13 protein-coding genes are annotated in these 13,269 nt (G+C 42.9%); 5 read left to right on the top strand and 8 right to left on the bottom strand.

The genetic code is table 11. The features are described from left to right. Positions 1-90: 90 nt before the first annotated feature. Complete coding sequence (locus DQQ10_RS01890) at positions 91-2,052, top strand: PAS domain S-box protein (protein ID WP_112745100.1); 1,962 nt, start codon at positions 91-93, stop codon at positions 2,050-2,052. Positions 2,053-2,108: 56 nt separating this feature from the next. On the opposite strand, the gene DQQ10_RS27725 is transcribed toward DQQ10_RS01890, so the two are convergent. Beyond that, positions 2,109-2,297 carry a hypothetical protein gene (locus DQQ10_RS27725; RefSeq protein WP_133259506.1) on the bottom strand — a complete coding sequence of 63 codons (189 nt, stop codon included), beginning with the start codon at positions 2,295-2,297 and terminating at the stop codon, positions 2,109-2,111. Between the two features lie 293 nt (positions 2,298-2,590). Between DQQ10_RS27725 and DQQ10_RS01880 the strand changes: the two genes are divergently transcribed. The 4 genes from DQQ10_RS01880 to DQQ10_RS01865 all read left to right on the top strand — a co-directional run bounded on the left by DQQ10_RS01880 (position 2,591) and on the right by DQQ10_RS01865 (position 5,194). After that, a complete protein-coding gene (locus DQQ10_RS01880; protein WP_112745098.1) occupies positions 2,591-3,070 on the top strand; it encodes an RNA polymerase sigma factor in 480 nt (159 codons plus the stop codon). Continuing rightward, complete coding sequence (locus DQQ10_RS01875; RefSeq protein ID WP_112745097.1) at positions 3,067-3,705, top strand: hypothetical protein; 639 nt, start codon at positions 3,067-3,069, stop codon at positions 3,703-3,705. Before DQQ10_RS01880 ends, DQQ10_RS01875 begins: the two co-directional genes overlap by 4 nt. 54 nt (positions 3,706-3,759) lie before the next feature. Continuing rightward, positions 3,760-4,326 carry a Crp/Fnr family transcriptional regulator gene (locus tag DQQ10_RS01870; RefSeq protein ID WP_112745096.1) on the top strand — a complete coding sequence of 189 codons (567 nt, stop codon included), beginning with the start codon at positions 3,760-3,762 and terminating at the stop codon, positions 4,324-4,326. 193 nt (positions 4,327-4,519) lie between these two features. Next, positions 4,520-5,194, top strand: a complete 675-nt coding sequence (locus DQQ10_RS01865) for a type 1 glutamine amidotransferase domain-containing protein (RefSeq protein WP_112745726.1) — start codon at positions 4,520-4,522, stop codon at positions 5,192-5,194. A 62-nt stretch (positions 5,195-5,256) separates the two neighbouring features. Here DQQ10_RS01865 and DQQ10_RS01860 read toward each other — a convergent pair whose 3' ends face one another. The 7 genes from DQQ10_RS01860 to DQQ10_RS01825 all read right to left on the bottom strand — a co-directional run bounded on the left by DQQ10_RS01860 (position 5,257) and on the right by DQQ10_RS01825 (position 13,269). Next, positions 5,257-6,255 carry an aldo/keto reductase gene (locus DQQ10_RS01860; protein WP_112745095.1) on the bottom strand — a complete coding sequence of 333 codons (999 nt, stop codon included), beginning with the start codon at positions 6,253-6,255 and terminating at the stop codon, positions 5,257-5,259. A 136-nt stretch (positions 6,256-6,391) separates the two neighbouring features. Further along, on the bottom strand, positions 6,392-7,294 hold the full coding sequence (locus DQQ10_RS01855) for a helix-turn-helix domain-containing protein (RefSeq protein ID WP_165823770.1): 903 nt from the start codon (positions 7,292-7,294) through the stop codon (positions 6,392-6,394). Positions 7,295-7,401: 107 nt separating this feature from the next. Then, complete coding sequence (locus DQQ10_RS01850; protein WP_112745093.1) at positions 7,402-10,425, bottom strand: S8 family serine peptidase; 3,024 nt, start codon at positions 10,423-10,425, stop codon at positions 7,402-7,404. Between the two features lie 429 nt (positions 10,426-10,854). Next, on the bottom strand, positions 10,855-11,247 hold the full coding sequence (locus DQQ10_RS01845) for a response regulator (RefSeq protein WP_165823769.1): 393 nt from the start codon (positions 11,245-11,247) through the stop codon (positions 10,855-10,857). 28 nt (positions 11,248-11,275) lie between these two features. Continuing rightward, on the bottom strand, positions 11,276-11,563 hold the full coding sequence (locus DQQ10_RS01840; RefSeq protein ID WP_133259505.1) for an STAS domain-containing protein: 288 nt from the start codon (positions 11,561-11,563) through the stop codon (positions 11,276-11,278). Positions 11,564-11,916: 353 nt separating this feature from the next. Then, complete coding sequence (locus DQQ10_RS01830; protein WP_112745089.1) at positions 11,917-12,351, bottom strand: ATP-binding protein; 435 nt, start codon at positions 12,349-12,351, stop codon at positions 11,917-11,919. A 168-nt stretch (positions 12,352-12,519) separates the two neighbouring features. Beyond that, on the bottom strand, positions 12,520-13,269 hold the full coding sequence (locus DQQ10_RS01825) for a LytR/AlgR family response regulator transcription factor (RefSeq protein WP_112745088.1): 750 nt from the start codon (positions 13,267-13,269) through the stop codon (positions 12,520-12,522).

Below are 13,269 nucleotides of genomic sequence, written 5' to 3'. Positions count from 1 at the left end.
TTTTAGAAACCTGACGAAAATCAGGATTTCCAATGATCGGCAACATAGTCATCCCAACAGCCTCATTTTAATTTTGAGCAAAAGAATAGAATGATGGTGAGAAGAATGTTGGGAGTGCCAATGATGGGCAGCGCTTTAGTGCTGTTTGGTTTGTTGTATGTTACGCAGAATGAACTTTATTTCTACGCGGGACTTTGTCTAGGTGTGTTGTCGATCGTTGTTGTTTACTTGTCGTTGCGTCAACTTGATCGCAATTTAATTCTTGTTCAAAAAGATGTAACCGGCAGTATTCGTAAGGAGCTTTTTAATGATGGATCGAACCAGATCGTGACTACGAAACATGTTGACGATTATCTTAAAAATGCGGCGACATTTGTACGTCACATTGCAAACGGGAATTATAACCACGACTACCCGGGGATGGGTCAATCAGTGTTGCACTTAAATGCCGGAACATTGAGCGGCGAGTTGGTCCGCATGAAGGCAAGTATGATTGACGTTTCTTCGCAAGAGCAGCAACGTAATTGGGCAGCTGTGGGCGTTGCCAAATTTTCTGAGATTGTGCGTGCGCAGAATAAGTCGTTCGATCAAATTCTTGACACTTTTATTTGCGAGTTGGTTCGATACATGAAAGCCAATCAAGGCGGGATTTTTGTTCTTACCGATGTACAAGGTGATGAAAATTTGGAGTTACGGGCATGCTATGCTTACGAGAGAAAGAAGTTTTTAAAGAAAACCGTCGGTCTCGGCGAGGGCTTGGTTGGGCAGGCATTTCTTGAGGGTGAAGTGACCTTCATGAAAGAAATACCGAAAGAGTATATTTCGATTACGTCGGGATTAGGCCAAGCAACGCCGTCGTGTTTGATTTTGGTACCCTTGAAAAATCATCAAGATAAGGAAGGCGTTTTGGAGCTTGCTTCATTTCAAGTTTGGCGTCAATTTGAGATCGACTTCCTTGTTCAAGTTGCAGCAATACTAGGTTCGGCGATCAACGCGATCAAAGTAAATGAGCGCACACAAAAACTTTTGGTTGAAAGTCGCGAGCAAGGGGAACAATTGCAGCGTCAGGAAGAAACGCTTCGACAGAATTTAGAGGAGCTCCACGCAACGCAGGAAGTTGTTGAACGGAAATCGCGGGAAGCCATTGCGCAGAACGGCAAGCTAAACGCAGTTCTGGACTCCGCTGTTGATGCTATCCTTACCAGCAATGAAAAGGGAATAATAGAAACCATCAACAACGCAGGTGTCAAACTATTCGGTTATGATGCTGATCAAATCATCGGAAAGCATGTAGACCTCATCGTCGCGCCTGCTCATCAAGATCATCAGGAAGTTTCGTTCAAAGATTTTTTATTAAAACAACATGGTGCAGGTAAGACACAAAAACTAGACGCTGTAAAATCAGACGGCGTGATGTTCCCTGCGGAGTTTTCTGTTAATAGCGCGGACTTGGGTGATGCACGCATTTACACACTGATTGTACGCGATATTTCAGATCGCGTGAAGGCGGAACATGATCAACTGCAATATATAGAAGAGTTACAGGCGCAAGAAGAAGAATTGAAGCAGAACATGGAAGAGCTGCAGGCAACGCAAGACGAAATTCAGCGACAGATGGAGCAGACGGCGAAGTTGAATCGTGAATTAGATGCGCGTGTTGTTGCACTCAATACGTCAACAATTATGTCTGAGTCTGATCTCTTCGGTACAATTACATACATCAACGATAAGTTTTGCGAGGTGTCGCAATATACGCGCGAAGAGCTGATCGGGAAACCGCATAAAACGGTCCGTCATCCAGATATGCCAAAAGAGGTTTTCAAAGCAATGTGGACTTCGATAAAAAAAGGAGAAGTTTTTCGTGGTATTGTTAAAAATAGAAGAAAAGATGGTACCCACTATTGGGTTGACGCAGTGATCTCGCCTGTATTAGATGATGATCGCAATCCGATCAAGTACATTGGTGTTCGCTATGTGATTGAAGATGAGGATTTGGCAACGCGGCTCTATGAGCAACAACTGGATCAAATGAATATTACTGCGCGGGTATAGTTATCGATTAAAAATATCTTCTCCCGCCTTCGACAAAATGAAGACGGGAGAAGAAGTCAGGAATGCAACTGTCTTACCAACGCGGGTTCGAATGTTCGATAAACCCACTGGTTGAGAAGGATAGCCTCTGCGTTAGAAAGCCACTGCAAACTTTTGCGATACTCTTTGACGAAAAGCTTTTCACTAAAACTCATTTTCTCTAAGATCGCCTGACAATAATCTAACATTGTGCGTTTCGCTTTCATGTCTTTATTTAATTTGTAGTCAAAACGCAGTAAACGTTGCCAGTGTTCCAATTCGCGAATTAGAAATTCATTTGAATTGTAAATTATTTTTTTGCAGCAAACACAATAAATCAAATAGTCGCACGACTGGAAGTTTTTCATTTTGTTAGCCGTTGTTTCTCAGGAGGATGTATTTGAAGTTAAAGGCTATTATCACTAGATGACGTTTCTGTTGAATCCCAATGCCGGAAAAAATAATGCGGTTGTCGTGTAAGAAAGCGCGCTTTGGTTGAGACTTATGTCGAAATTTAGCAATGGAAGAAGCGTTTGTCGCACTGATCAATCAGCATAGAGGCCTGATCTACAAGGTTTGCCACTTGTATGGCGCCGATCGTGACTATCAGGAGGATCTTTTTCAAGAGATCGTCATGCAGATTTGGCGCGCGTACCCATCCTTCCGAAATGAAGCTTTAATCACCACATGGATGTATCGTATCGCGTTGAATACGGCAATTTCATATTTGCGAAAGGAAAAACGTATGCCCATATCGCAGCGTATTTCAATGCGTGAGCTTCAGTTGCCAGAGATGGAGCAGGCTGATGATATGGAGGTATTGCAGCAGGCTATTCAACAATTGACACAGGTAGAGAAGGGTATTATCATGCTCTACCTCGATGAGAAAAGTTATCAAGAGATCTCCGACATTCTGGGGATTAGTTTGTCGAATGTGGGCGTGAAGATCAGCCGCATCAAATCTAAGTTAGAAAAAATCGTAAAAGCATTAGACTTATGAATACCGATGCCTTAAAGGAAGCATGGAAGAAGCTTGATAGAAAAGTACAAGCGACAAATTTGTTGAATGAAAGACTCATCTTATCGATGATTGCCGACCGTTCAAAAAATAGATTTCAATCGGTGAAACGCAATTACTGGATAGGTTTTGGCTGGTTAGCATTTTGTATGTGCGCCGGGCTCATGGTAATCATTGGAAACCCATTTGATTATACGTATCTAATCCAGTTCGTTCCGATGATTATTTATTGTGTGTGCTTGGTGGTGATCGTGGTAAATATGTTTTTATCGTATCGACGCCTGAATAATATCACGATCGATTATGCTAGTGTAAGGAGCGCCCTAGCTGAGATCATTGCCATTTATGAGCGGCCGCAGAAATTCATGAAATATATTTTGTATGTATTTATTGTAAGCCAAACGATTTTATTTCCGTTGTCTTTCTTGCCAAAGAATATCGACAATCTTGGCTTTTGGCCGGCGATGTTTGAACGTCTTATTCCTATTTCAATTGCTTTTTTAATTCTCTTCATAGCCTATAAACTCGGCGCGTTTAAAGATCGCCAGAGCCAAAAATTTAAGGATGATCTAAATGAGTTAGATCAATTGAAGGCCGTCATAAAAGAATTGGATTAGAAGCGCGACGCAGCCGGAACTCGCTTAGCATATCTTTCATCGTTATCTTCGCGTATGCTTCATCCCCTCAAACATCATATCGAACGAATTACGCCAATATCTGACCAGGAGTTCGAATATATACTTTCTCATTTCACGCCGAAGAAGTTTAGAAAGCATCAATTTCTGGTGCAAGAAGGCAACGCTGTGCCAAATGATTTTTTTGTTGTGAGCGGTCTTGTAAAGGCATCATTTACAAATGATGAGCAGAAGGAACATATCTTGCAATTCGCGATGGAAGATTGGTGGGTTTGTGATTACCAGGCATACTTCAATCAGGTAAATGCCACGTTGAACGTTGATTGCCTCGAGGATACAGAAGTCCTTTGTTTATCATTGGTAAATCGTGAGAAGTTGTGTGCTGATCTTCATAAGATTGAACACTTCTTTCGACGAAAGTCAAACTTCGGATACATTGCTTTACAACAGCGCATTTTGTCGTTGATGAATAATGATGCAAAAGAAAGATATCAACAACTTCTTAAGCAGCACCCATCGTTGTTTCAACGTGTCCCGAAAACGTTGATCGCCTCTTACCTTGGTGTATCGAGAGAAACGCTGAGCCGCCTCTCGGCTCAGTAGTGTGATATAGGTCACACGAAACTTGTGATTTACCTCCTGTGACAATTGATTTCCCGTTGCCCAATTTTGAGGTATCAAAAAAATAAAAAATATGGGCAGCATCTATGATCATTTTAAGAACCTCCTACTTGCGATTGGGTTAACAATATTTGTATTCAATCTGGCAGGTGCGCAATCAAAAAAATCACAGACTATGAAAAAGAAAATTCTATTCGTTGTAACCAGTCACGACAAAAAGGGAAGTACTGGCGAGCCAACTGGCTATTACCTTGGTGAAGTTTCACATCCTTGGGAAGTTCTTCACAATGCCGGATATGAAATTGATTTTGTAAGTCCTCAAGGTGGAAAAGCTCCTGTTGATGGATTTAATCTCGATGATTCGGTGAATAATAAGTTTTGGAATGATAAAACACATCGCCATAAAGTAGAGAATACATTGAAACCTTCACAAGTCAATCCGAAGGAATATGTTGCTATATTTTATGCTGGTGGCCACGGTGCGATGTGGGATTTTGCAGAAAACGTTACCCTGGCGGAGATTGCAAAAATTATTTACGAGAGCAACGGTGTTGTTGGTGCGGTGTGTCACGGACCCGCTGGTTTGGTGAATATTAAACTGAGTAATGGCAAGTATCTGGTAGAGGGCAAAAAGATAAATGCGTTTACCAATGAAGAGGAGATTGCTGTTGGGTTAGAGAAGGTTGTGCCCTTTGCACTAGAAACGAAACTCATTGAGCGCGGCGCCAAGTTTGAAAAGTCTGGACTATGGCAGAACCATGTAGCGACTGATAGCCGTATCGTTACGGGGCAAAATCCTCAATCAGCGAAGTCTGTTGGCGAAGCAATGCTGAGTTTACTAAGCCGTTAATTTGTATAAGATAAAACAAGAACTGGCATTACGATCCAGTTCTTGTTTGCCATTTGAGTTGTTTATCGTGCACCAACCCAATATGGATATCGCGGTGTTTGTGCAGATACTTTTTCTAGTCTCTCGATTTGTTCGACTGAAAGTTTCCAATCAACCGCACCAAGATTTTCCCGGAGTTGGTCTTCGTTGCGCGCGCCAATGACGATGTTTGAAACAGTAGGTCGTTGTAGAAGCCAGTTTAATGCGATTTGTGAAACTGTTTTGTTTGTTTCTTTCGAAATTTCTGTCAGTACGTCAACAACATTATAAAGCAATTCGTTGTCAATTTCTGGACCGCCCGCTGCGCCACCAGATTTTATTCTACCTTCAGGGAGAGGTTGACCACGACGTATTTTTCCTGTGAGTCTTCCCCAGCCAAGCGGACTCCAAACCATTGTACCAATCTGCTGGTCTTGACCTACTGGCATCAAATCCCATTCAAAATCCCTTCCGATCAGTGAATAATACGCTTGATGAATAACATACTTTTCTAGACCCAACTTCTCTGAAACGCTAAGCGATTTCATCAACTGCCAACCAGTAAAGTTTGATGCACCAATGTATCGAACCTTTCCACTCTTGACGAGCTGGTCTAACGTTGACAATGTTTCATGCAGTGGGGTTCGGCTATCGAATCCGTGCATGATGTAGAGATCGAGGTAGTCTGTTTTTAATTTTTTCAAACTAGATTCTACTTCTCTTAGAATATGGAAGCGTGAAGATCCGGAATCATTTACATCAGGTCCCGTTGTAAAGGTGGATTTCGTAGCAATAATTGCTTTGTCGCGACGGCCTTCTAGCGCAGCACCCAGTATGCGTTCAGCGTCGCCGCCAGAGTACACATTGGCTGTATCAAAAAAATTCAAACCATTGTCCAGCGATATGTCGATGAGTCGTGATGCTTCTTTGACATCTGTTTCGCCCCAAGTTTTGAAGAACGCATTTGTTCCGCCGAATGTGCCTGTGCCCAAACTTAAAACCGGAACACGAAGCCCCGAATGACCAAGTTGTCTATATTCCATAACTACATTATTTGATTCCGACGTCGTTGTCGTGGAACAAAGGTGCAATGTAGTGTCACGGCGTGGTTAGGACGATTTACGGATCGTCAGGTACTTTTTATGGAAGATGAAAATCTAAGTTGCCCCAGGAAAGATGTTAACGAAGTGCCGATGGAGCTTGTCCTGTTTGTGTTTTATAAAATCGTGCGAAGTACGAAGGATCTTCAAATCCAAATTGGTAGGCAATTTCAGAAACGGTCTTCGACGAATGCTTTAAACAAACAGTTGCTTGGCTCACAAGCTGTTGTTGTATTAGTTGTCCCGCTGATTTTCCTGTCAATTTTTTAACGATGTCGTTCAGATGGTTTTGGGAAACGCCAAGGGAATCGGCATATGCTGAAACTTTTTGAAGCCTGATACTTTCTCCTTTTTCAAGTGGTTTAAAATCTTGCATAAACAAACCTGTAAACTGTTTGAGTAAACGGAGATTCGGATTGGTAACGTTCACAACACGATGAGAATTTGCTTCAAGTGACAACGCTTTATTCATCAGTGAAAAAAGAAATCCACGGATTACATCATCACTGGCAGCTTCACGATTCAACGACTCTGCTTCGAGTAGCCTGAATAATGATTCGAAATATGCAAAACTTTCGGGCGTCAAATGAAACACTGGATTGCCGTCGAGCTGAAAAAACGGAAGTGATGACAGGAACGATTTGTCAGTTCTGCCAATATTAAAAAAGTCCTCAGAGAACGTAAGTGAGAAGCCTCGCTTGCTATCGCTCGTTGCATGCCACGATGAAACCATATTCGGTGCAATAAAACAGATCATGTTTTCCGCAATGCTATACTCACGAAGCCCGATAGTCTGAATACCTTCGCCTTCAAATACCATCACGACCATGTATTGGTCAGTGCGGTGCACAGGAATTTTATCGCGCCACAAGCATTTATATTGAAATGTAAATTGCTGAACAGAATTTGTTTTGCTTGATTTTTTGAGATCAACGGATGTGAAAACGGAGTCTGACGCAAGGACAGGAATTTCATTTTTCATGTGCATTCAACGTAAACCGAACAGGTCAAAGATAGATTCCAGTGTTTACAAATAAAAAACAGGTGCCCGATAAAAGACACCTGTTTCGTGATTAAAGCCAACTATTTCTATTCGATGACGAATCGCTCGGTCAAAACCTGGTCATCTACTTGTATGGTGATCAAGTAAATTCCTTTCGGTAAGCTCTTCACGTTAAACTGCTCTTGATGATCACCGCGTTGTCGCTTGCCTTCGAACAACACAGATTGTTTCGAAGTATTGTAAAGTGCGTTCACTGAAATTTTCACAACGCTGCTTTCGGTTGAGGTCGTATACTTAACCGTTAGCTCATCTTTTACAGGGTTAGGATACGTGGTGATCGTTGATCGTTTATCGTCAGCAATAATTGCCAAACCTTTCTGATCTTTTCCTGGGCGGATGATAAATCGCTCCCCACCTTCAAGTGCTTTCGTGTTTTCATTTTGTTGAAATACATCCAGCACTGTCTCTTCTCCTTCGGCCAAATCAATTTTCGTTTTAAGCTGAATCAAGAATGTCTCTTTTGGTTTAACCAATAGCGCGCCAATGGCTGCGTCTGCTCCGTAGATGAGGATGGTCTTTTCATCGAGCTGTTTGACACTACCGCTTATTTTTGCAGTCTTGAGTCGCTCCATGAAATATTTGTCGCCGGTAATGATCGCTTGTCCACCACGCTCGAAGAAGCGGATCTTAAAGTTTTCTTTGAATCCTCTGTCAAAGAAGCGAAGCGCAAGATAAGATTCTTTACGTTCGACGTTTCGGATAAAGACTGCAGTTCCGGCTTCACTTCCGTCTGATTCTTCGTCAAGGACGCTTACGTTTTTCCATGCGATGTTATTATTATTTTTTACGTTGATGCTTACGCCTACACCATTTTGTTCGTTGAACATCGGATCGGAAGGTGATTCAATGCGCGATAACAAACAGAAGTGGTGTATGTCGGCGTCGAAATCTGATGGGTTAGGTGGGAACCAAGGGATCTCTACAACATAGCTTGCACCAGGAGCAATTTCTGGGATGGAAACGGTGTTGATTTTGTCGCCATGAAGAATGCTTCCCGCAGAAGTAGCTTGGAAATAATTAGACCAATGTGTCGGCCATACAAGTCCTGTTGATGCTTTTGTAAAATACAACGAGAGATTTGCACATGTACTGGTTAAGCGACCACGGTTTGTAATGCGTACATATACTGCGTTCGGTGATGATGTTTTATATTCTGGATTTTGATGTGATGCACCGCCATCTGCATTTCTTCTCACCCAGATGTCTTCACTGATCCACATCGGCCCGGTATCGGCATTCGGCTCGACACCAGTATCAAATGGACGATCTTTTGTGAAAAGATCGAAGCCACTTTTAGACGGAAGTAAGTCAAGCGCATCTTGAACGGCAGCCTCTGCATCTACAAGACCGTATCCCATTTGATTGAACCATGTTCCGTTTGGTCTACCGGCTGAAACCGCATACGCATAACCACCTACCTTTTGTGCTGACGCTTCAATGATGTCTTCCACTTCATCATGTGTTAGACAAGGGTTAACAGAGAGAATCAATGCTGCAACACCGGCAACAACAGGCGTCGCCGATGATGTTCCATTGAACCATGTTGTATAATTTGTGTCGGCAAAATCTGACGCTAACCAAGTTCCGTTATTTCCGGGATGTATCGCACTACCACTATTGTAGCCACTTCCTGCGCCTTGCCTATCCGTTGTAGGCATGAGCACGCCCGGTGCTACTACATCGAGTGTAGGACCAAAGTTACTTCCCCAAGTGGTTTCACCATCGCATGATGTCGGGCTCTTACGTTGACCACACTCGGACATTGCACCAACAACAACGATGTCTGGATTGCTATTAGCAGGATATGATACGCCTGCATTGTTATTTCCCGAAGCAAACACGACGATCGTTCCGAGTCCGCCACGGCCATTCGTCAACGCGTTGTCGATTGCATCGTCGATCACCGCGTAAGCAACACCAGATCCCCATGAATTGCTGATGACACTTGCACCGTTCATCCACGCCCAGTTGATACCATCTGCACGTTTTTGTCTAGACAACGGTGTGCCTAACAGCGAATTGCTAACCGACATCAATCTCGTATTCGGCGCAACACCTGTAACGCCAACGTTGTTGTCTTGTATCGCGCCAATGATACCAGCGCAGGCCGTGCCATGATTACCAAGAACCAACGCGGGTGAAGTTCCCGATTCACTATCGAAGCCTGTTCCGAAAATATTTCCTGCTAAGTCGGGATGTGTCATCTCGATACCTTCGTCAAGAACAGCAACGATTACGTCGCGTGATCCTTTTGTCAACTCCCATGCGGCTTCTGCATTAACGTCTGTTCCAACGGTACCACCATAGAGTCCTGTATTGCTGAGTCCCCATTGACTCGCATATAGGGGATCGTTGGGCGCTGTGGCGTCATTTTCGGTCATCAAATCTGGTTCTGCGTAAGTGAACAATCCAGATTCATAAAAACTGTTGGCTAACTGAAGTGCATTTTTGGTTGATGCCTCTGTTGTAGAGAGTGTAAACCATAAAGGCATAAACTGATTTTGACCAACTACTACGGCTTTGTTATCGCGTGCAAATTTTTGGAGCAATGCAATATCGTTTGCGGATTTAATCTTCACGTAAAAATATTGTGTGAGTCCAATCTTCTTCTCCGCGGCGTTGCTGAAGTATGGTGAAGCAATCTTAAAGCCAGCTCCTTTTAATTGATTCAGATAGCTGTGGTATTGTGTAGACGATAATTTGTTTTGAAGTTTCAATTCTCCCCAAAAACCTTGTGGAGGAAGATTTGCATCTACAGATTTCAACGTTCGTGTTTGTTCGATGCGATTTAGTTTTGTGCTTACGGCCTTACTATTCAGCATTGCGTTCAGCTGTTGAACATCGCCAATGCTACCCGGTGCTACAATGTAGGCATAGTCGGTGTTGAGTGTTAGTGGTTGCTTCTTGCCCTTGTAATAGTAAAAATATTCTTGAGCGATCAGTTGCATCGATGTTGTGATCATCGCGATGAGAAGCAGACCTAAGCGCACGATGTGCAGACGTTGGGGGAACAACCCAGATAAATGGAACAGTAACGTTTGTGGTTGCATAACATTTAATCATGTTTTAACTCTTACTCTTTTGCAGCTTTTCAGAATCCGCTGTGAATCGATTCGGCAGTAAAAGTATTGTGCGTATAGCCACTCAGGTAAGCGGAAAAAGGAGGAGATACAAAAGGGAAAAAGACCGCGGTGTAGAGGGTAACATCACGACTCGATTTTTCAGGTGAAAGATGATGAGACGGTATGGCGTTATAACAATTTTTGAAAAATGTAATCGACGTGTACTCATACCGTTAGCGCTGATGCTACCGGAATTTTCCGCGCGGCGACAAACACTATACCAGTTAGAAGATCGGAATACACACGCGCTTTAAAAAAAGAAAGAGATTGCCAACCGTCTGCTACCAATCTCAGTTTTTTGGCATCTTAATGAAGAAAAAGTAATTGATGCCGTCCCTAACCCCTAGTATGAGACCTTTAAACTATGTGTGGGCATCCGCCCTTTATAGCTTGTTCAATTTCAGTAAATAATGTTTCCGCGCGATAAGGCTTCTTCACCCATGCAGCAAGCCCCGCAGCTTTTGCCATTCTGATTCGATCTGGATTTGTATCCGCTGTGAGAATGATCACGGGAATATTTTTTATCGCGTCATTTTCTTTTATCAATGTAAGCAAGTCAAGGCCTGTGCCATCAGGCATGTTGTAATCTGTAAGCACCAAATGAATTTGATCGCTAGCCAACTCGAGAAGCGACAAAGCCTCTTTCATGTTGGATGCTCCGATCGTCGCATATCCCCGTCGCCCCAATGTTTCACAAACAAACTTTCTAATGCTTGCAAAATCTTCGACTACGAGTATACGTTTCTTCATTTCTTTCATTTACGATCGTTATCCTTAATCAAAACAATTTTGCAATTCCAGTTCTCTCCAAAAGGTTACCGATTACACCACTTGCTGGCAACACAACTTTTGCATTTCTGTTTTGTAGCTCCAACGCACGACGCCATGCGTACGCGAGCCTGATACCCGTGATGTCCATTGTCGTAACATGCGTCAACACGAGGGTCTCCTGACCACGTCGCGTCATGCTCTGCCCGAGTAGTTGCTCTATTGCGATTGCCCGCGCTGCGTTAAATTCGCCGCTGCAAATTATGCGCGTGCCATCTTCATCCCTTTCAATAGTCATGTTCGTATTCATAAAACGGTCACCAAATCATTCAGTGAAACAACAAAGTCTTCGCACTCGTGTGCGCTATACGGATTACGCGTTTTGATTTCGTTGCAGAAATAGCATCGATAAGAATGCTGTCAACATCACCGCCGTGATCAACCACACATTATTGATTAGCATCGCACTTCGAAAAATCTCCATGGTGTTAAAAAGAGATTGCAAGCTTTTACCAAGCTGCAAAACTTTCAAAACCAATTTTGACTTCGCGATCATGAAACAATGTTCGAGAAAAATTGCGTCGGTGGGAATCGAGAATGAGTAAGTGGGCGGCTTTTCTGATTAAGCAGACAAATGAAGGCGCGTAGAAATTAATTTTTCGGAAATTCAATTTCGAACCGTGTTCCGTGTGACTGAATCATTCGGACGTGCCCTTTTAAATTGGCAACAAATACAGAAACGAGATGTAGTCCCGATGAGACATCTTTATAGGGATCGCTATTTCCGTTCATGCCGCCGCCGTTATCTGCAACAACTAACGAACATTGGCTCCCTTGTTCTTTTAAGGTAATGCTGATTTGCGCGAAAGCGCGGCCCCTGTAGCCATGCCGTAATGAATTTTCGATTAATTCTTTGACGAGCTGCGCAATATTCATCGCTGTATAAGGAGAACATTCAATCGGATTGATGTCAAGCTGAAATGAAACCGTGAGGTGCGGATTTCGATGCGTTGCTACGATCACATCGATAATACGGCTCAAATACTCGCGAATTTCGATTTTTTTGGGCTGGTCAATTTGTTGCATCAGTGAAAGGGATCTTGCCAAAAAATACGCGCAGGTGCAACTTGGGATTGAGAGTCCACACGTGAGAATGGGCTTATTTCAAAAATAGCAGACCCATGATGCCATCTTACTTCCAATGAGTAACTGGGTGCTTTTATTGATTAACCGGCGAATATCTCGATTAAAATGCTACTCAGTCATTTTAATCTTTTCGAGAAATCCCTTCTTTTTCGCTTTCGATACATCGAGGGATTTGTCGTTAATCATGATTACTTGGCCACCCTCCCCGCGAATGTATTTTTTGATCGCGTTTAGGTTGATGACGTATGAATTATGGATGCGAAAGAAGTCGTGTTCCGATAGCAGATCGTCATACTCTTTTAATGTGCGACTGACAACAAATTTTCGGTTGTCGTCTAAGTGAATGTTGGTGTAATTGCCTGATGCTTCACAGTACAGAATTTGATCGATGTTCACAAACACTAACCCGTCACTCGCAGGTATAGCTAGTCGCGAGGGGCGTGTAGCATTTCCGCGGATGGCGTTAACGAGCAACTCCATACGCTGATTGAGTTCTCCGACCTTTCGTTTTTGAACTTTACCAATAGCCTTTCTGAGTTCGTTGATGTCAATCGGTTTCAAAAGATAATCGATAGCAGAAAACTTAAATGCCTTCACAGCAAATTCAGAATATGCTGTGGTAAAGATGATTTCGAAATTGATCTTGTCGATTCGTTCAAGGATATCAAATCCCGTCTCGCGCTGCAGCTGAATATCGAGAAATACAATATCGGGATGATGCATGTAAACTGCTTCTATGGCTTCTTTCCCATTTTGGCAGGTTGTTTTTACGACGACGTCATCACAAAAATTTTCAATCAAAGATTTTAGACTTTCACGGCTCTTCGATTCATCATCGACGACGATACAGGTTAGCAT

This window comes from Pseudochryseolinea flava (assembly GCF_003286915.1).
GTDB lineage: Bacteria > Bacteroidota > Bacteroidia > Cytophagales > Cyclobacteriaceae > Ohtaekwangia > Ohtaekwangia flava.
The sequence above is the reverse complement of the archived record's forward strand: the minus strand, read 5'-3'. Positions and strand labels throughout refer to the sequence as shown.